14 protein-coding genes are annotated in these 18929 nt (G+C 73.6%); 11 read left to right on the forward strand and 3 right to left on the reverse strand.

All coding sequences use genetic code 11. The annotated features are described in order from the left end of the window. Nucleotides 1–5 precede the first annotated feature (5 nt). Both ACN260_RS10455 and ACN260_RS10460 read right to left on the reverse strand, forming a co-directional pair. Entirely contained in the window at nucleotides 6–1574 is a 1569-nt protein-coding gene (locus ACN260_RS10455) for a class I adenylate-forming enzyme family protein (protein WP_422755764.1), read from the reverse strand. Next, nucleotides 1564–3108 (reverse strand): NAD(P)-binding domain-containing protein, encoded by a 1545-nt coding sequence (locus ACN260_RS10460; RefSeq protein WP_422755765.1) that lies wholly within the window; start codon nucleotides 3106–3108, stop codon nucleotides 1564–1566. Before ACN260_RS10460 ends, ACN260_RS10455 begins: the two co-directional genes overlap by 11 nt. Before the next feature lie 63 nt (nucleotides 3109–3171). On the opposite strand from ACN260_RS10460, the gene ACN260_RS10465 reads away from it, so the two are divergent. The 11 genes from ACN260_RS10465 to ACN260_RS10515 all read left to right on the forward strand — a co-directional run bounded on the left by ACN260_RS10465 (nucleotide 3172) and on the right by ACN260_RS10515 (nucleotide 16325). Next, the gene (locus tag ACN260_RS10465) at nucleotides 3172–4683 is read left to right on the forward strand and encodes an aromatic amino acid ammonia-lyase (RefSeq protein WP_422755766.1); all 1512 of its coding nucleotides are present in this window, start codon (nucleotides 3172–3174) and stop codon (nucleotides 4681–4683) included. Then, nucleotides 4680–6242 (forward strand): NAD(P)-binding domain-containing protein, encoded by a 1563-nt coding sequence (locus ACN260_RS10470; protein ID WP_422755767.1) that lies wholly within the window; start codon nucleotides 4680–4682, stop codon nucleotides 6240–6242. The genes ACN260_RS10465 and ACN260_RS10470 overlap by 4 nt, the downstream gene beginning before the upstream one ends. Before the next feature lies 1 nt (nucleotide 6243). Then, the gene (locus tag ACN260_RS10475; RefSeq protein ID WP_422755768.1) at nucleotides 6244–7305 is read left to right on the forward strand and encodes an alpha-hydroxy acid oxidase; all 1062 of its coding nucleotides are present in this window, start codon (nucleotides 6244–6246) and stop codon (nucleotides 7303–7305) included. Beyond that, a complete protein-coding gene (locus ACN260_RS10480; protein ID WP_422755769.1) occupies nucleotides 7302–8636 on the forward strand; it encodes a cytochrome P450 in 1335 nt (444 codons plus the stop codon). Before ACN260_RS10475 ends, ACN260_RS10480 begins: the two co-directional genes overlap by 4 nt. Continuing rightward, nucleotides 8633–9898 carry a cation:proton antiporter gene (locus ACN260_RS10485; RefSeq protein WP_422755770.1) on the forward strand — a complete coding sequence of 422 codons (1266 nt, stop codon included), beginning with the start codon at nucleotides 8633–8635 and terminating at the stop codon, nucleotides 9896–9898. The genes ACN260_RS10480 and ACN260_RS10485 overlap by 4 nt, the downstream gene beginning before the upstream one ends. Nucleotides 9899–9972: 74 nt before the next feature. After that, the gene (locus ACN260_RS10490) at nucleotides 9973–10620 is read left to right on the forward strand and encodes a response regulator transcription factor (protein ID WP_422755771.1); all 648 of its coding nucleotides are present in this window, start codon (nucleotides 9973–9975) and stop codon (nucleotides 10618–10620) included. After that, the gene (locus ACN260_RS10495) at nucleotides 10620–11900 is read left to right on the forward strand and encodes a sensor histidine kinase (RefSeq protein WP_422755772.1); all 1281 of its coding nucleotides are present in this window, start codon (nucleotides 10620–10622) and stop codon (nucleotides 11898–11900) included. Before ACN260_RS10490 ends, ACN260_RS10495 begins: the two co-directional genes overlap by 1 nt. Before the next feature lie 126 nt (nucleotides 11901–12026). Further along, complete coding sequence (locus tag ACN260_RS10500; RefSeq protein WP_088647355.1) at nucleotides 12027–12434, forward strand: YciI family protein; 408 nt, start codon at nucleotides 12027–12029, stop codon at nucleotides 12432–12434. A gap of 3 nt (nucleotides 12435–12437) precedes the next feature. After that, nucleotides 12438–13583: an RNA polymerase sigma factor gene (locus ACN260_RS10505; RefSeq protein ID WP_422755773.1), complete on the forward strand. Its 1146-nt coding sequence runs from the start codon at nucleotides 12438–12440 to the stop codon at nucleotides 13581–13583. Between the two features lie 126 nt (nucleotides 13584–13709). Beyond that, a complete protein-coding gene (locus ACN260_RS10510) occupies nucleotides 13710–14918 on the forward strand; it encodes an MFS transporter (RefSeq protein ID WP_422755774.1) in 1209 nt (402 codons plus the stop codon). Nucleotides 14919–15257: 339 nt separating this feature from the next. After that, nucleotides 15258–16325, forward strand: coding sequence for a TauD/TfdA family dioxygenase (locus tag ACN260_RS10515; protein ID WP_422755775.1), 1068 nt, complete (start codon nucleotides 15258–15260; stop codon nucleotides 16323–16325). 271 nt (nucleotides 16326–16596) lie between these two features. Here ACN260_RS10515 and ACN260_RS10520 read toward each other — a convergent pair whose 3' ends face one another. Beyond that, on the reverse strand, nucleotides 16597–18858 hold the full coding sequence (locus tag ACN260_RS10520) for a cytochrome P450 (RefSeq protein ID WP_422755776.1): 2262 nt from the start codon (nucleotides 18856–18858) through the stop codon (nucleotides 16597–16599). Nucleotides 18859–18929 lie beyond the last annotated feature (71 nt).

Below are 18929 nucleotides of genomic sequence, written 5' to 3' on the forward strand. Positions count from 1 at the left end.
GCCGTTCAGGAGCCGACGCCCACGCCCAGGGCGCGCTTGTCCGGTTTGCCGCTCGGCCCCACCGGCACCCCGGCGATCACCTCGACGGTCGTCGGGACGGCGGCCGCACCCAGGGCCGCCGCGACCAGGGCGCGCAGCCGGTCGACGTCCACCGGGCGACCGCCGGCCGGCACCACGTACGCGTGCACCGCCTCGCCGGTGACGTCGTCGGGCCGGCTGACCACGTACGCCTCGGCGACGGCGGGGTCGGTGGCGAGCACCCGCTCGATCGGGCCGGCGTACACCAGGTTGGCGTTGACGATGATCACGTCCCGGGCCCGGCCGTACAGGTGCAGGTAGCCGTCGGCGTCCAACCGGGCCAGGTCGCGGGTGCGTACCCAGCCGTCGGTGAACACCTCGGCGGTCTCGGCCGGGTCGCCCCAGTAGGCGGCGGCCTGCGCCGGGGTCCGGACGAACAGTTCACCCTCGGTCGCCGGCCGGCCGTCGGCGTCCCGGACGGACAGGTCGACCACCGCCGGGGCGCGCCCGACCGAGGCCAGCCGGCGCGGGTCGGCCAGCAACTCGGTCGGGGTGACCATCGAGATCATTCCGGTCTCGGTCTGCCCGTAGCCGTGGAAGACCACCGGGCCGAGCACGTCGAGCGCCTCAGCCAGCCGGGACGCGGTGAGCGGGGAACCGGAGACCACGAGCGCCCGTAGGCTGCCCAGGTCGACCGGGTCGGCACGCTGGTCGCGGACGAGCTGGTGCAGCTTGCCGACGGTGATCACGCTCGCGGTGGCCCGGTGCCGGGTGATCATGCCGGGGAAGCCGGGCGGTCGGGCGGCGACCAGGGTGCCCCCGGCGGCCAGGGTGAGGATGCCGTACTCCAGCATCACCTGGCTGCTCAGCGAGCCGAAGACCAGGTAGCGCCCCAGCCTTGGGGCGAGTTCGGCGATCGCCGGCGGCCACCGGTCGGGGTGGGCCGCCCAGGCCGCGCTCATCGCCGCGTACGTCTGGGCGCAGCCCTTGGGATGGCCGGTGCTGCCGCTGGTCCAGGTGATCCGGGCGACGTCGCCGGGCCGGCCGGCGGCGACCAGCGGGCTGCCGTCGTCGGTGGTGCCCGCCAGGGTGGCGAGCCGGGCGTCGTCGACGAGCAGCGCGTCGTCGCTGGCGAGTAACCGGTCGAGTTGCGCCGGGGTCAGCTCCGGCCGGATGCCGGACACCCGTGCGCCGATGGTGAACGCGGCGAGGACACCGGCGAGCGCCTCCGGGGTGACCCCGATCCGCAACGCCACCGCCCGACCCGGTCCGATGCCGGCGGCGCGCAGCCCGCTGGCGATCCGCCGGACCAGGTCCGCCAGCTCGGCCGCGCCGACGGTCCGGTCGCCGTCCTCGAAGACCGGCCGGTCGCCACCGGTGGCGAGCAGCCGCAGCACGGGCTGCGGCCACAGCTCACCACCGGCGGCGGCCCCGGCCCGGTCGCGGTCCGCCGACCCGCGACCGGTCCGGTCGTGCCCGCCGTGCCGGCCGGGCCCCGTGACGCGATGGTCGGCGTCCGCCGCGCCACGGCCGTCGTGGTGGTGTTCAGCCGGCATCGGACAGGACGCCCTTGAGGAACAGCGCCAGCGGCTGCTGGTGCACGCCGGGCAGGTCCCAGTTGTTCTCCAGGTTCTCGGCGAGGTGGTGGGTGGCGACGACCTGCCCACCCCGGTGCACCCGGACGACGGGGTGCAGGTAGCTGGCGTCGTGGGCGCGTTCGGCGTCGTTCTCGGCGATCCGGGGGACGGTGATGTCGAACGGGTCGACCTGGTCGTGGTCCGGGCCGTACTCCAGGGTGGTCACCACCGCGAACGGCTCGGGCCCCAGGCCGCCGTCGTGCAGGTGGGCCACCGGCACCTCCTCGTGGTAGCGCGCGACACCGTCGGCGATCACGACGACGTCACCGAGGACGGTGAACTGCTGCCACAGCGCCGAGGTGCGGTTGATCCGGGCGATGATCGCGTCGGTGATCGCCTCCGGGGTGGCGTCCAGGGTGACCGACGGCCACGGGGTGCCGTGGTACCGGGCGTCGAGCATCCGGTGCAGGGCGCGTACGCCGTACCGGAAACCGTGGATGAAGCCGTTGGTGGAGCGCTTGAAGTCGCGCTGCTGGGTGAGGGTGCCGGCGAAGAACAGGCCGGGCACGTTCACCGACTCGAAGCCGGAGGTCTGCTCGGGGAAACGGTCGTTGATGACCAGCCGGGGCCGCGCCGACGGGTCGAAGATGTCCGCGTCGAACCGGAAACCGGTGCACAGGATGATCCGGTCGTAGTCGATCTGCCGTAGCGACTCGCGGGTGCGGGCGTACCGGAAGTCGATGCGGTAGCCACCGTCGTCGCGGCGGGCGATCCGCTCGACGGTGCCGTCGAGGACCGCGTTCTGCGACTTGAGCTGGTAGGTGTCGAGGAAGTTGTTGTTCACCGCGCGCAGGTGCCCGACGTAGTGCGTCTGCCAGGCCAGCCGGATCGAGTGCGGGCCGGCGACGTGGATGACGGCGGCGGTCCCGACCAGGGCGTCGGCGGTCTCGAAGGCCGAGTTGCCCTTGCCGATGATCAGGACCCGCTGGTTGGTGAAGTCGTCCGGGTCGACGCTGACGGTGTCGTAGCGTTCGGCGAGTTCGACGCCCTCGATCGGCGGCACGTACAACTGGGAGACGCCGGTGGCCACGACGACCCGACGGGCGGTCAGGGTGTCGTCGCCGGCCGCGACGGTGAACAGGTCGCCGTCGCGGGCGATCCGGGTGACCCGGGTGTCGTAGCGGACCCGCAGCCCCTGCGCGAAGGCGGCGAGGTAGCGCACCATGTCGTCGGCGTCGGGGAAGTAGCGCCGGCTGAAGTTGCGGAACAGCAGCGCCGGATCGTCGGTGAGCAGCGAGTTCCAGTCGGAGCGCAGGTTGAACTCCGGATCGTCGGAACCGGTCCAGACCTTGTTGATCGAGATCAACTGGCGGTGCCGCGGGTAGCGGCTGAAGAACGTGCCCGGCGCCGGTCCGGCCTCCAGCACCAGATGGTCGCGGCCGTCGCGCTCCAGCAGGGCGGCGAGTTGGAGCCCGGCCGGCCCGGCTCCGATGATCAGGTAGTCGAGCGTCATGCGGCGCACCGTATCGGCCCGATTTCAAAGCGTTCTGAGAATCGCTCTCTAGGGTCCGGTCGCATGACGACAGAGGTTGATCTCGCGGCACCGCTGCGGATCGCCGACCTGAGCGCCGCCCGCGACCCGGTCCGGGTCGTGGTCGGCGCCCAGGTCCGCGACCGGGTCACCCGCACCCGCACCTTCCTGTCCGCGGTGCTCGGCGAGGACCGCGCGGTGTACGGCAGCACCACCGGCTTCGGTGCCCTCGTCGGGTACGCCGGCCGCGCCGACCTGCGCGACCAGGCCGACAACACCCTCGCCCACCTCGGTGCGGGACACGGCCCGGATCTCGACCCCGGGATCGTCCGGGCCACCGTGCTGGTCCGGGCCTGGTCGCTGGCCCGGGGCGCGTCGGGGGTGTCCCCGCACGTCGTCGACGCGCTGGCGGCGATGCTCGGGACCACCTTCGTGCCCGCCGTGCCGAGGTGGGGTTCGGTGGGCGCGAGCGGGGACCTGATCCCGTTGGGCGCGGCGGCCCAGGCGCTGCGCGGTCGCGGCCACGCCTACCTCGACGGGGTACGCCTGCCGGCCGCGCAGGCGCTGGAGAAGGCCGGCCTGACCCCGTTGCCACTGGACGGCCGGGACGCCCTGGCCCTGGTCAACGGCACCTCGCTGACCACCGCGGCGACGGCGCTGGCGTTGTCCGCCGTACGCGCCGCGCACCGGGCGGCGCAGGCGCTCACCTGCCTGCTGGCCGATCTGCTCGGCTGCGACCCGCAGTTCCTCGACGCCCGGCTGCTGCGCGCGTACGGGCATCCGGGCGCGATCGACGTCGGCGCGCGGATGCGGCAGGTCGGCGAGGGTCTGGTCGGGTCGGGCAAGCGCCCGTTGCAGGAGCCGTACAGCATCCGGTGCGCGCCGCAACTGCTCGGCGCGGCCGAGGACGCGCTGCGCCACGTCGATTCCGTGGTCACCGCCGACCTGGGCAGCGTCAGCGACAACCCGCTGTTCTTCCCCGACGACGACCTCGTGGTGCACGGCGGCAACTTCTTCGGCCAGCCCGCCGCGTTCGCCGCCGACCTGCTGTCGATGGTGGTGGCGCAGGTCGGCAACCTCGTCGAGCGGCAACTCGACCTGCTCGTCGACCCGCACCGCAACGGTGGCCTGCCGCCGATGCTGGCCGCCGGCCCGGGGCAGCAGCACGGCCTCCAGGGGGTGCAGCTGGCCTCGACCGCGCTGATCGCCGAGATCCGCCGGGACGCCATGCCGGCGAGCATGCAGAGCCTGCCCACCAACCTGCACAACCAGGACGTCATCCCGCTCGGCACCCAGGCCGCCCTGCGGGTCTTCGACCAGGCCGGGCTGCTGCGGCTGATCGTCGGCTCGTTGGCGCTGGGGCTGCGTCAGGCCGCGTACGTGGGCGCTCGCACGCCCACCGCGCCGGGCTGCGCCCGGGTGCTGGCGGCGCTGGTCGCGGCGATCCCCCCGGTCGACCCGGACCGGCCGCTCGACGGCGACGTCCGGCGCGCCGCCGACGTCATGGACGCACTGGAACCCCCGTTGACCCCTCTCACCCTGGATGGCCCGTCGTGACGCTCGACTGTCTGATCATCGGAGCCGGCCCCGCCGGCCTGCAACTGGCCGCCCTGCTCGAGGCCGACGGCCGGCGTGACTACCTGGTGCTGGAGGGCGCGGACATCCCGGGCGCGTTCTTCGCCACCTACCCCCGGCACCGGCAACTGATCTCCATCAACAAGCCGCACACCGGCTCCGACGACCCGGAGTTCAACCTGCGGCTGGACTGGAACTCGCTGCTCAGCGACGATCCGGAGCTGCGGTTCACCAGGTACACCGAACGGTACTTCCCGGACGCCGACCAGATGGTCCGCTACCTGGCCGACTTCGCCGCGAAGACCGGGGTGAAGGTGCGCTACGGCGCGCGGGTCACCTCGGTGTCCAAGGTGGACGGCATCTTCGAGGTGCACGCCGGGGAGACCTTCCGGGCCCGGCGGCTGGTCGTCGCCACCGGCGTGTCCCGGCCGTACCTGCCGGACATCCCCGGGCTGGAGCTGGCCGAGCAGTACGCGGACATGCCCGTCGACCCGCGTGACTACCTCGACCAGAAGGTGCTGATCATCGGCAAGGGCAACTCCGCGTTCGAGACGGCCGACAACCTGATGGAGACCACCACCCTGATCCACCTGGCCGGGCCCAGCTCGGTGCGGATGGCCTGGCGCACCCACTACGTCGGGCACCTGCGGGCGGTGAACAACAACTTCCTCGACACCTACCAGCTCAAGTCGGCCAACGCGGTCCTGGACGGCACCGTCCGGCGGATCACCCGCGACGCCGACGGTTACACGGTGACGTTCGCGTTCTCCCGCGCCGACGAGGTGACCAAGGAGCTGCGCTACGACCGGGTGCTCGTCTGCACCGGGTTCGCCTTCGACGCGTCGATCTTCGACGGGTCGTGCCGGCCGCAGCTGGCGATCCGGGACCGCTTCCCGGCCCAGACCGCGCAGTGGGAGTCGGTGAACGTGCCCGACCTGTTCTTCGCCGGCACCATCACCCAGCAGCGGGACTTCAAGCGTTCGACCAACGGGTTCATCCACGGCTTCCGCTACGCCGTACGGGCCCTGCACCGGATCCTCGAACGCCGGTACGGGGACACGCCGTGGCCGGCGGAGAAGCTGGACGCGAGCGGGTCGTCGATCGCCGACGCGATCATCGCCCGGGTGAACCGCACCTCCGCGCTGTGGCAGCAGTTCGACGTCCTCGCCGACGTGGTGACCGTCGCCGACGCCGACGCGCGATACCACGAGGAGGTGCCGGTGGACTACTTCACCGAGACCGGCCTGCGCACCGCCGACCACGACTACTCCGACGCGTTCGTGGTCACCCTGGAGTACGGCCCGGAGCACGACCAGGTGGACCCGTTCGACGTGACGGTGAAACGGGTCGCCCAGGACGTCATCGGTCAGGCCCACGACGCGGCGTACCTGCATCCGGTGGTGCGCCACCACCGGGCGGGGCAGGTCGTCGCGACCCACCACCTGGCGGAGAACCTGGAGAACCGGTGGGACCGGCCGCAGGTGCACGTGACGCCGCTTGTCGCCTTCGTCGACCGGTGCCTGCGCGGGGCCGGGGACTGACGTGCCGGCCCTCGACGAGGTGGGGCTGAACCTGGCCGACGTGGCCGCCGCCGCCCGCCGCCGCCTCGACCCGGTGCACTGGGACTTCTTCGCGGGCGGGGCCGGCGACGAACGTACCCTGCGGGCCAACGAGGCGGCCTTCGCCCGACGCTGGCTGCTGCCCCGGGTGCTGCGCGCCACCGGCGACCGGGACCTGCGGATCTCGCTGCTCGGCAGCGAGGTGTCGATGCCGGTGCTGGTCGCGCCGACCGCGTTCCACCGGTTGGCCCACCCCGACGGCGAGGTGGCCACCGCCCGCGCCGCCGCCGGGGCCGGCACGGTGATGGTGGTGAGCATGGCGGCCACCCGTCCGGTCGAGCAGATCGCGGCGGCCGGCGGGACGCTGTGGTTCCAGCTCTACCCGCACACCGACCTGGAGTTCACCACCACCGTGGTACGGCGGGCGGTGGCCGCCGGCTGCCGGGCCCTGGTCGTCACGGTCGACTCGCCCGTGTTCGGTCGGCGCGAGCGCGACCTGCGGCACGGATTCGTCGACCTGCCACCCGGCATGGTCTGCGAGAACATGCGTGACGCGAACGGCCGGGTCCGGGACGTCGAGATGAACGCCCGGGCGAGCTGGGAGCTGGTCGCCGTGCTGCGTCGGCTCACCACGGTGCCCATCCTGCTCAAGGGGGTGCTGCACCCCGAGGATGCCCGGCTGGCCGTCGAGCACGGGGTGGACGGGGTGGTGGTCTCCAACCACGGCGGCCGGCAACTCGACGGGGTGACGGCCACCCTGGACGCGTTGCCGGCCGTCGTGGCGGCCGTCGGCGGCCGGCTACCGGTGCTCGTCGACGGCGGGCTGCGGCGCGGGGTCGACGTCCTTGTCGCGATGGCGCTCGGGGCGACGGCCGTGCTGGTCGGCCGCCCGGTGCTGTGGGGGCTGGCGGCGGGCGGGACGGCCGGGGTGCGGCACGTGCTCGACCTGCTGCACGCCGACCTCGACCGGGCGCTGGCGCTGGTGGGCGTCGCGCGGCCGGGCGACCTGTGCCCCGGCCTGGTCACCACGGGAGCCCCGGCGTGAGCGCGCCGGTGCTGTGCGGCGTGCTGCTCGTGGCCGGGGTGGGCTGGACCCTGCCCCGGTGGCTGCCGGCGGCGGTGGTGCGGCTACGACAGTGGGTGTTCGCCCGGGTCAACGGCGGGGAGGGCATCCCGGTGCCCGGCCCGCTCGTCGACGTCGAGGACTTCGAGCGGCTGTACGCCGATCCGGCGGCCGACGGGCGTAGCCGGGGCGCCGGTCTGTCCGACCTGTTCTGGTACTGGCTGTCGCCCGGCCCGCACATGCACCAGGAGCACCTGGAGCCGGGGGAGCGGTACCGCACCGTGGCCGGGGTGACCCGGCAGGTGCTCGCGGTCCGGCCCCAGCGCGCCGACGCGCTCGCCACCGCCGCCACCCGGCGGGTGCTCGACGAGTTGCCGGCCGGGCGGGTCCACGTCCGGCTGCGGGATCTGATGATGCCGGTGTGGGCGGAGGTCTTCCACGAGCTGATCTTCGGTGAGGTGTGCCCGCCGCAGGTCCGGGCGTTGTTCGTCGCCAACGCCGCCGACGTGGCCGCCGCCCTGAAGTGCACCGGCCTGCGGCACCTGGACCGGCGGGACCCGTTGACCCGGTACCTGCGTGCCCGGGTCGAGGCGGGCACCTGCCCGGTGACGTTGCCGCCGTCGTTCACCACCGGGGAGACGGCCTGGTACCTGCACGGCGCGTTCGGCACCACGGCGGTGGTGCAGATGTCCGAGGCGATGGCGCACGTGCTGCTGGCCCTGGCCAACCGGCCGGACCTGCAGCGGGGTCTGGACGACGAAGCGTTGGACCGGGTGATCGACGAGACGCTGCGGGTGCATCCGCTGTTCGGCGTCGCGCACCGGATCACCTCCGCGCCGATCGGGTTGCCCTCCGGGGTGACCCTGCCCGCCGGGTCGGTGCTGCTCTTCAACTACCTGGCGTTCCAGCGCAGCGGACCGGCCGGCGACGAGCGGTTCGACCCGGACCGGTGGCGCACGTTGCGTCGCCGCGACGCCCGGTTCATCCCGTACGGCGTCACCGCGAACCGGGCCTGCCCGGCGCGCGGGGTCGCGCCGGTGATGCTGCGCGCCGCGACCCGTGAGGTGCTGCGCCGGTACGCCCTGGCGTCCTCGGCCGCGCACAGCCGGTCGCTGCCCAGCCGGGGCCCGGCGTACCTGACCCCGGTCGGGGTGGCCGGCCCGGGGCGGCTGCGGCTGGCCGCGATGCGGTGGCGGGACCGCTGGGCCGACGTGGGTCGCAGCCTGCGGCAACTCGTGTTCGGCGCCTGGATGGTCGTCGACGCGCGACGGCAACGCTTGTGCACCAACTATTTCGAGGAGGCGGTCCGGTGACCCCCACCCAGTTGGCTCCACGGTTCTTCATCGCGGTCGCGGTGATCCTGATCTTCTGCAAGGCGGTGGCCTGGCTGCTCGGCCGGGTGGGCCAGCCGGCCGTGGTCAGCGAGATGCTCGCCGGTGTCCTGCTGGGCCCGTCGCTGCTCGGTTTCGTGCTGCCGGACGTGAAGGACGCGCTGTTCCCGACCGCGCTGCTGCCGGTCCTGTACGTGGTGGGCCAGGTCGGCCTGGTGCTGTTCATGTTCCAGGCCGGGTACGCCTTCAGCGCCCACCGGGTCACCGGCCTGGCCGGCACCGCCGGGTTGGTGTCCCTGGCCGGGGTGACCGCGCCGCTGGTCCTGGGGGTGGGGCTGGTCCTGGTCACCGCGGACGCCGTGCCGATGCGGGCCGAGGGGACGTCGATCGGGGTCTCGGCGGCGTTCGTCGGGGTGGCACTGGCCATCACCGCCTTCCCGATGCTGGCCCGGATCATCACCGAACGCGGACACGCCGGCACCCGGCACGGCACCTTGTCGTTGGCCAGTGGTGCGATCGACGACATGGTCGCCTGGATCATGCTGGCCGTGGTGCTGGCGTTCGCCTCCGGCCGGGCCGGGCCGGCGGTGGTCACCGCCGGTGGGGCGGTGCTGTTCGCGCTGGTGCTCTGGCTGTGCGGGCGGCGGGTGACCACGGCGTTGATGACCAGTTCCCGCCTCAACGACTCCGCCCGGGTGCTCGGCACGGTGGCCCTGCTCTTCCTGGTGGCCTGGTACACCGACGAGATCGGGCTGTACGCGGTGTTCGGCGCGTTCGCGGTCGGCGTGGTGATGCCCCACAACGAGAACACCGACCGGGTGGTGGACACCCTCACCCCGGTCGCCGCGACGGTCTTCCTGCCGCTGTTCTTCACCTATTCGGGGCTGCGGACGGAGTTCGGGCTGCTCGGCAGCCCGCCGGTGCTGCTGTTCGCGGCGGCCTGCGTGACGGCGGCGATCGTCGGCAAGTTCGGTGCCTGCTGGGCGGCGGCCCGGCTGCGGGGCGAGTCGCAGGGCGTCGCGCTGCGGGTGGGCGCGTTGATGAACGCCCGGGGTCTGATGCAGCTCATCGCGCTCAACGTCGGCCTGGAGGCGGGCATCGTGAACGCTTCGCTGTTCACCGTGCTGGTGCTGGTGGCCCTGATCACCACGATGATGACGACCCCGTTGCTGAGTTGGATCGAGCGCCGGGAGGCCCGTCGGGGCGACGGTGTCGGGCCACGGACACTCGCGACGGTGAAATGATAAAAAGATAGCTATCACTTTTTAGGCTCTCTCTGTGCGATTGTGGAGGCATGCACGGGGGAGGACCTAACCGGTTGCTGTTGGTCGAGGACGACGAGGAACTGGCCGACCTGCTCACCGAGACACTGAGTGGTGAGGGCTTCCTCGTCGACCGGGCCGCCGACGGCCAGCGTGGCCTGCACCTGGGGTTGACCCGGAGCTACGACGTGCTGGTCGTCGACCGGATGCTGCCGGCGCTGGACGGCCTCGACCTGGTCACCCGGCTGCGGTCCCGGGCGGTCCCGACCCGGGCGCTGATGCTCACCGCGCTCGGTGGGGTCGGCGACCGGATCGCCGGGCTGGACGCCGGCGCCGACGACTACCTGGGCAAGCCGTTCGACCTGGACGAGTTGAGCGCCCGGGTCCGGGCGTTGTGCCGGCGCGGCGCGGAATCCACCACCGTGCTGCGCATCGGCACCGGGCGGCTCGACCTGACCTCGCACGACGTGGTGCTCGCCGACGGCACCCGGGTGGCGCTGTCCGCCCGGGAGTTCGAGCTGCTGCGGGTGCTGGCGGCCCGGCCGAGCACCGTGCACTCCCGGGGTGAGCTGCGCCGCCGGGTCTTCGACGCGGCCGCGGCGACGTCGCTTGTGGACACCTACGTCTACTACCTGCGCCGCAAGCTCGGCCGGTCGGTGATCCGGACCGTGCACGGGCTCGGCTACCGACTCGGAGCGCTGTGATGGAGCTGGTGGAGCAGTCGATGGTACGCCGGGCCCGGCTGCGGATCGGGCTGCTGGTGGGGCTGGCCATCAGCACGCTGCTGCTGCTGGCCGGCGGCCTCTCGTACGCCGTCCTGGTCCGTAGCCAGGAGGCGCAGATCCACCGGGAGCTGGCCTGGGGCGTCCAACACGCCACCATCCCCGGCCCGCCCGCGTGCAGCTGGGTTTTCCGGTACAACGGGCTCACCACCGACACCGGCCTCAACCCGCCACCGGCGGGCTTCCCGTTGACCGCGGCGTTGCGGTCGGTGGCGGCCTCCGGGATGACCGAGGTCACCACCGTCACCCGCAACGGCACCACCTACCACGTTCGTACCGAGTCCCGCAGCGACGGGGCCGTCGTGCAGGCGGTGTTCGACGCCCGGTTCCAGTTGTCCGACCGCCGGCACCTGCTGCTGGCATTCAGCCTCGCCGCGACGGTCGGGTTGTTCGTCGCGGTGCTGACCGGCGCCCTGGTCGGGCGGCGGGCCGTCGCGCCGCTGGCGGAGGCGCTGACCCGGCAACGACGGTTCATCGCCGACGCCAGCCACGAGCTGCGGACCCCGATCGCCCAGGTGCACATCCGGGCCCAGTTGATGGCGCGGCGGGCCCGGACCGGGGGCGCCGCCACCAGCGTGGAGGATCTCGACCGGCTGATCGGCGGCACCCGCCGGCTGGGCGAGATCGTCGACGACCTGCTGCTCTCCGCCCAGCTCGCCGCCGCTCCCGCCGACCGCCGGCCGTTCCCTCCGGTCGACCTGACCGCGCTCGTCTCGGCGGCCGTCGCCGCCGAGACGGAACGGGCCGCCGAGCGGCAGGTCACGCTCGCCGCCGATCTGCCCGACGGGCCGCTGCCGGTGCCGGGGGTCGCGTCGGCGCTGCGCCGGGTGGCCGGTGAGCTGCTGGCGAACGCGCTCGCCCACACCCCGCCCGGCGGCCGGATCGACGTGTCGTTGCGGGCCGGTGGCGACTACGTCGAGTTCGTGGTCGCCGACACCGGGGTCGGGTTCGACCAGGCCGACGCGCGGCGCATCTTCGACCGCTTCCACCGGGGCGGGGCTTCCGGCGAGCACCGGTTCGGGCTGGGGTTGGCCCTGCTCCAGGAGGTCGTGACGAGTCACCGGGGCACGATCGAGGCCGAGGGCCGGCCGAACCAGGGGGCGGCGTTCACCGTCCGCCTGCCCGCCACCCGGGCATCCGAGCTGCCGGAACGGACGTCGGGCATCCGCCGCCTGCGGGTACGCCAACTCGTCGACAGGTGAGCCGCGTCGGCCGCGACACCCGGGGCGGAAATGTTCCGCCGCCGGTGTCGAGAACGGCGGGCCGGCTCCGTCCCCGGGGTGAACGCGGCCAGAATGGGGGTCGCGCCGGCACCGAGGAGAGACCCGATGGCGAAGTACCTGCTGCTCAAGCACTACCGGGGTGCCCCACCTGCGGTCAACGACGTCCCGATGGACCAGTGGACGCCCGAGGAGATCACCGCCCACGTGCGGTACATGAACGACTTCGCGGCCCGGCTGGAGGGCACCGGCGAGTTCGTCGACGGGCAGGCCCTGGCCCCCGAGGGGACGTTCGTCAGGTACGACGGGCCGGGGCGTCCGCCGGTCACCGACGGGCCGTTCGCCGAGACCAAGGACCTCGTCGCCGGCTGGATGGTGATCGACGTGGACAGCTACGACCGGGCCGTCGAGCTGGCCGGGGAGTTGTCGGCCGCGCCGGGCGCGGGTGGGAAGCCGATCCACGAGTGGCTGGAGCTGCGGCCGTTCCTGACCGCCCCGCCGACCGTCACCGACTGACGGGTGGACGGTGACCTGCTGCGTCGGCTCATCCCGGAGGTGATCGGGGTGCTCGTGCGGCGCGGGGCCGACTTCGCGGCGGCCGAGGACGCCGTGCAGGACGCGCTGGTCCGGGCGCTCGACGTCTGGCCGGCCGACCCGCCCCGGGACCCGAAGGGCTGGCTGGTCACCGTGGCCTGGCACCGGTTCCTCGACGCGGGCCGGGCGGACGCCGCCCGTCGTCGGCGTGAGGACCTCGTCGTCGAGGAACCGGCGTCCGGCCCGGCGTCGGGGGTGGACGACACGCTCCGGCTCTACTTCCTGTGCGCCCATCCGTCGCTGAGCCCGTCGTCGGCGGTCGCGTTGACCCTGCGCGCCGTCGGCGGGCTGACCACCCGCCAGATCGCCCGCGCCTACCTGGTGCCGGAGGCGACCATGGCGCAGCGGATCAGCCGGGCCAAGCGCACCGTGTCGGGCGTGCGCCTCGACCGTCCCGGCGACGTCGCCACCGTGCTGCGAGTGCTCTACCTGGTCTTCAACGAGGGCTACTCCGGCGACGTCGACCTCGTGGCCGAGGCGGTCCGGCTCACCCGGCAGCTCGCCGCGTTGGTCGACCATCCCGAGGTGGCCGGGCTGCTCGCCCTGATGCTGCTGCACCACGCCCGGCGCGCGGCCCGGACCACACCCGACGGTGGCCTGGTCCCGCTCGCTGCGCAGGACCGCAGCCGGTGGGACACCGACGCGATCGCCGAGGGGGTGCGCATCCTCCAGGCGGCGCTGGCCCGCGACCGGCTGGGCGAGTTCCAGGCCCAGGCGGCCATCGCCGCGTTGCACGCCGACGCGCCCGTCGCCGCGGAGACCGACTGGGTGCAGATCGTCGAGTGGTACGACGAACTCGTGCGGCTGACCGACAGCCCGGTCGTCCGGCTCAACCGGGCGGTCGCCGTCGGGGAGGCCGACGGGGCACGGGCGGGGCTGGCGGCCCTCGCGGCGGTGGACCCGGCGGTGCCCCGCCACGCGGCGGTGACGGCGTACCTGCACGAGCGCGCCGGTGATCCGGTGACGGCGGCCCGGTGGTACGCCGAAGCCGCCCGCCGGGCCGCTCACCTGGCCGAACGCGACCACCTGATCCGCCAGGCCGCCCGCCTCAACGCCCGTCCGGCCGGCTGACCTCCGGCCCGCGCCTGCCGGGCGGGGCTGACGGCGGCGCCGTCGACCCCGGGACCTGATGGATCGGTATTCTTGAATACTGCCGGGAGGGTCGCCTCCGCGGGTGCTGGGACGGGGGACCGGGCGATGACGGACCGTCGAACCCCCGCGGTGACCGTTGCGCCCCGGGCGGTCGCGGCGCTGGTCGCGCTGTCCGTCTCGGCGTTCTGCTACGTCGCCGTGGAGACGTTGCCGGTGGGCATCCTGCCCCTGGTGGCCACCGACCTGGACGTGTCCGTGTCGCACGCGGGGCTGCTCGTCACCGGCTACGCGGTCACCGTCGCGGTCGTCTCGGTGCCGCTGACCCACGTCACCCGGCGGGTGCCGCGTCGCCGGCTGCTCGCTGTCCTGCTGGGCGTACTGGTGGTCGCCACGCTGGTGTCGGCCGCCGCCCGCGACTACCAGGTGCTGCTCGGGACCCGGGTGGTCGTCGCCCTCACCCAGGCGCTGTTCTGGGCGGTGGTCGCGCCGGCCGCCGCCGGCATGTTCCCGGCCCGGGTACGCGGCCGGGTCACCTCCGTGGTGTTCGCCGGGGCGTCGCTCGGGCCGATGCTCGGCGTACCGGCGGGCACCTGGCTCGGTCAGCAGTGGGGCTGGCGGGCGGCGTTCCTGGCCCTGGCCGCTCTGGCGCTGGCCGCGTTCGTGGCGATCGTGACGCTGATGCCGCCGGTGCCGGTCGGGGCGACGCACGCGTCGACCGGCACCGCCCCGGACGCCCGCCGGTACGCGGTCGTGGTGGTGGCGACCGCGCTGTCGGTGGGGGGCCTGTTCACGGCGTTCACCTACACCGCCGTGTTCCTGACCGACGTCTCCGGGTTCGCCGCGGGCGCCCTCGGGCCGCTGCTGCTGGTCCGGGGCCTCGCGGACTTCGCCGGTATCACCGCAGGGGGGATCGCGAGCGACCGTCACCAGCGGGTGGCGCTGGTGACCCCGGTGCTGCTGCTGGTGGTGGCCCTGCTCGGGATGTTCCTGCTGGCCGCCTCGCCGGTGGCGACCGGGGTGCTGCTGGCGGTGTCCGGGTTGGCCATGGGCGCGTTGACCCCCGCCCTGCAGAACCGGGTGCTGGAGGTGGCCCCCGGCAGCGCCGACCTGGCGGCGGCCGGCAACTCCGCCGCCTTCAACGTCGGCATCGCCGGTGGGTCACTGCTCGGCGCGGCGGTGCTGTCCGGGTTCGGGGTGCGCGGCACGGCGTTGGCGGGTGGCCTGGTGGCCGCGGCGGCGCTGGCCGTCCTGCTGGCCGAGCCGCTGGTCGCCCGGGACGGTCAGGCGCGACGGGCCGCCCGGGAACGCGGATAGATCGTATTGCGAGACGGTGTCTCTGTTGACGTTGCGGCGGGGGTTGGTTAGCCTGGACCGATCATCGCCAGCCGCAGGAGAACGCCATGATCCGAGTTCCGCAAGGCTCTGGATTGCTGGTGCGCGGTTACGAGGAGCCGCTGCGGGTCCACCCGCCGCGGGAGGGCATGCGCCCCGGGACCGCCGCCGGGGACCCGCAGACCCCGTTCTGACGGATCGGCCCGCCGTCTCCCGCCCGGGACGCGGCGAGCGCCCACGTCGTTGATCAGCCCGGTGGCGGCACCGCCCGCCCGGGACACCGACCCGTTTCCGCAGAACCGAACCTCGGAGCGCATCATCATGACCACCGCAATCGATCTCGCCCCCATCTCCGGTCCGTCCGCCTGGCGCGGTGACGAGCTGCGTACCTCGACCGAGTGGGTCTACCAGCTCAGCGACGCCGAGCGCGCCGAACTGGAGACCGTCGGTCGTCAGTTCGTCGCCGACAACCCCGACCTGCGTACGGTGACCGCCGCCGACTACCCGCTGCCGGCCTGCGCCGGCCTCAACGAGGAGTGCGCCCGCCAGCTCGACTCCGGACGCGGCTTCATCCTGGTCCGGGGCCTGCGCACGGAGGAGTACGGCGACACCCTCGCCGGGGCGATCTTCTTCCTGATGGGGCTGCACCTCGGCGTGCCGATGGGGCAGAACCAGATGGGTGACGTGCTCGACCACGTCATCGCCACCTCCAACAAGACCCTCGACGACCCGTCGGCCCTGCCGTCGCGGGTCCGCGACCGGCTGCCGTTCCACTCCGACAGCTCCGACGTGGTCGCGCTGATGTGCCTGCGGGCGGCCAAGGCCGGCGGGGCGAGCAGCCTGGTCAGCGGCACCACGATCTACAACGAGATCCTGCGCCGCCGGCCGGACCTCGCGCCGCTGCTGTTCGAGTCGTGGCACTGGGACTGGCACCGGCAGGACCCGGACGCCCCGGCCCGCACCTACACCTCGCCGATCTGCAGCTACGTCGACGGCGTGTTCAGCACCTACGCCGGCAGCTCGATGATCTTCTCGGCGCAGGACTACCCCGAGGTGCCCCGCCTCACCGAGGCGCAGATCGAGCTGCTGCACCTCTACGACGAGGTGTCCCAGGCCCCCGGCCTGGCCCTCGACATGGACTTCCAGCCCGGTGACGTGCAGTGGCTGCTGAACTACGCCGCCCTGCACTCGCGTACCGGTTACGTCGACTTCCCGGAGCCGGAGCGTCGCCGGCACCTGCTGCGGCTGTGGCTCAAGCGCGACGTCGGCCGGCCGCTGGTCGACGGGTTCGGCAAGCACGTGGTGACCGAGCGCGGCACCGAGATCGCACCGGGCGGCCGGTTCCGCATCGCCGAGGCGGTCGAGCCCAACTTCGAGTGGGGCAACTGACCCACCGGCCCCTCGTCAGGACGGCCCGCAGCGCCCCAGTGTCGTGGCGCGGCGGGCCGTCCGCGTACGGTCACCCACTTCGAGGTGCGGTCACGTCGTGGCGAGCGGCCGGGCGTCGGCGACCGGGCATGCCATGGGCCGCCCCTTCGGCCTCGACCTGATCCGCGAGACCTGATCCGCGAGACGCTGGCGAACGCGGCGTGACGACCACCGCTGGCGGACGGCCGGACGGGCCGGCCCCGGGACCCGGGCCGGCCCGTCCGGACAGGACCTACAGGTCCAGCACCAGCCGCTCCGAGCGGCACCGCCCGACGCAGATCATCATGCTGCGCCCGGCCGTACGCTCCTCGTCGGTCAGCAGCGAGTCACGGTGCTCCGGCGTGCCGGCGAGCACCCGGGTCTCGCACGCGCCGCAGTAGCCCTTCTCGCAGTCGTAGGTCAGGCCCGGGACGGCCTCGCGCAGCACGTCGATCATGCGACGGTCCCGGGGTACCCGTAGGGTCGCCCCGGTGCGCGCCAGGTGCACCTCGAACTCGGTGTTCGTCGCCGGGTCGAAGGCGACCTCCAGGTCGTCCCCGGCGGTGAACCGCTCGACGTGCAGCCGCTCCGAGCGGCCCGTCGCAGCGCAGACCCGCTCCAACGCGTCGATCATCCCGGTCGGCCCGCAACAGTAGACGGCGGTGTCCGGGCCGGTGGAGTCGAGCAGCGCCCCCAGGTCGGGCAGGCCCGCCTCGTCCTGCGGCAGCAGGGTCACCCGGTCACCGGCGAGCGCCGTCACCTCGTCGACGAAGGCCATCGAGGCCCGGCTGCGACCGCCGTACACCAGCCGGAACGGCACGCCCCGGCGGTCGGCCTCGCGGGCCATCGCCAGGATCGGGGTGATCCCGATGCCCCCGGCGAGGAAGAGGTAGTCGGGGGCGTCGACGAGCGGGAAGTGGTTGCGCGGGCCGCGTACCGACAGGGTGGCGCCCGCGCGGGCGAGCGCGTGCAGTTCCACCGAGCCGCCCCGGCCGGCGGGCTCGCGCAGGGCCGCGATCCGGTAGTGCCGGGTGTCGTCCGGGTCGCCGCACAGCGAGTACTGCCGGACCCGACCGGACGGCAGCCGCACCTCCAGGTGCGCGCCCGGCGCCCAGGGCGGCAGCTCCGCGCCGGTCGGGTCGGCCAGGCGGACCTCCAGCACCTCGTCGGTGGCGGTGGCGGTGCCCGCCATGACCAGCTCGCGGTCCCCGGTCAGGCTGGCGGTGGGCCGGGTCCCCGCCGCGTCGGCGTCGCGGCGGGGACCCGGGGTGAAGACGGCCGGGATCGCGTCCCAACCGCTCTGGTTGCCCCGGGTGGGATAGGCGACGAGCCCCTCCTCCACCACCCGGAAGTCGGGCAGCCGGGTGAGCACCTGCGTGATCATCTCGCGGAACATCAGCCGGGCCAGGTGCGCCCCGGCACAGCGGTGGCTGCCGATGCCGAAGCTCAGGTGCCGGGCGGCGTCACGGTCCAGCCGCAACTGCTCCGGGTCGGGGAAGACCGCCGGGTCGTGGTTGGCCGCGACCCAGGGGATCAGCACCCGCTCACCGGCGGCGACCGGGCAGCCGCCGACCTCGGTGTCGGCGCGGACGGTACGGGCCATCGACTGGGACGGGGCGAACACCCGCAGGAACTCGTCGGTGGCGGTGAGCAGCAGGTCGGGGGAGTCGATCAGGCGCTGCCGGTCCTCGGGGTGCCGGCTCAGGTGCACCAGGGTGGAGCCGGTCAGCGAGGTGGTGGTGTCCACCCCGCCCGCGATCAGCAGCCCGATGACCGAGACCAGCTCGTCGGCGTCGAACAGTTCCCCGTCGGGGCGGCGCTGGGCGGCCAGGTAGCTCACCGCGTCGCCGGTCGGCGCGGCCCGCCGCTCGACGATCAGCTCGCGGATGCGCTGGTCGAGGTAGGCCAGGCCGGCGGCTCCGCGTACGGCGCGTTCGCTGCCGGGCAGCGCGGCGAAGATGTCGTGGATCGGGCCGGCGAGCTTGGCCCAGTCGGACTCGGGGAAGCCCAGCCAGTCGAGGGTGACGGCGGCCGGCAGCGGGTTGGTCAGGTCGCGGACGAAGTCCACCGACCCCTCGGCGATGAACGCGTCCACCACGCGGGTGGTGTGCCGGGCGACCATCGGGGCCAGCTCGGCCACCGCGTCCTGGGTGAGCAGCGGGTTGATCAGGTCGCGGTAGCCGGTCGCGGCGGGCGGGTCCAGCTCGATCGGGTACTGCTCCAGGCCGGGACCCCGGGGGATGACGATGGCGGTGCCGTCACCCCCGGCGGTGGCGCGGGCGGAGGAGAAGGTGTCGTCGTCGCGGGCGATCCGGACCACGTCGGCGTACCGGGTGGTGTAGACGAAGCCGCCGTGCGCGTCGGTGCGACCGACCGGGCAGGTCTGCCGGAACTCGCGGTAGTAGCCCACCGGGTCGGTGTTGCACTCGGCCGAGTGGTGGTCGAAGGGTGCGGCGGGCCGGTCTGCGGTCGCGGTCGGCGCGGCGGCCGGGGCGGTGCGCTGCTGTTCGGTCATCGGGACGTGCTCCACAGGTGCGGGACGCTGCGCGGTGTTGCCCAGCCGCGCCACTGGGTGTGGGTCTGACG

The sequence above is a fragment of the Micromonospora sp. WMMD708 genome (assembly GCF_049315245.1).
GTDB lineage: Bacteria > Actinomycetota > Actinomycetes > Mycobacteriales > Micromonosporaceae > Micromonospora > Micromonospora wenchangensis.

What these genes read in the sequence shown, in the direction of transcription:
- ACN260_RS10455 (WP_422755764.1), bottom strand. Translation starts at nt 1,574, where the DNA reads ATGCCGGCTGAACACCACCACGACGGCCGTGGCGCGGCGGACGCCGAC.
- ACN260_RS10460 (WP_422755765.1), bottom strand. Translation starts at nt 3,108, where the DNA reads ATGACGCTCGACTACCTGATCATCGGAGCCGGGCCGGCCGGGCTCCAA.
- ACN260_RS10465 (WP_422755766.1), top strand. Translation starts at nt 3,172, where the DNA reads ATGACGACAGAGGTTGATCTCGCGGCACCGCTGCGGATCGCCGACCTG.
- ACN260_RS10495 (WP_422755772.1), top strand. Translation starts at nt 10,620, where the DNA reads ATGGAGCTGGTGGAGCAGTCGATGGTACGCCGGGCCCGGCTGCGGATC.
- ACN260_RS10500 (WP_088647355.1), top strand. Translation starts at nt 12,027, where the DNA reads ATGGCGAAGTACCTGCTGCTCAAGCACTACCGGGGTGCCCCACCTGCG.
- ACN260_RS10510 (WP_422755774.1), top strand. Translation starts at nt 13,710, where the DNA reads ATGACGGACCGTCGAACCCCCGCGGTGACCGTTGCGCCCCGGGCGGTC.
- ACN260_RS10515 (WP_422755775.1), top strand. Translation starts at nt 15,258, where the DNA reads ATGACCACCGCAATCGATCTCGCCCCCATCTCCGGTCCGTCCGCCTGG.
- ACN260_RS10520 (WP_422755776.1), bottom strand. Translation starts at nt 18,858, where the DNA reads ATGACCGAACAGCAGCGCACCGCCCCGGCCGCCGCGCCGACCGCGACC.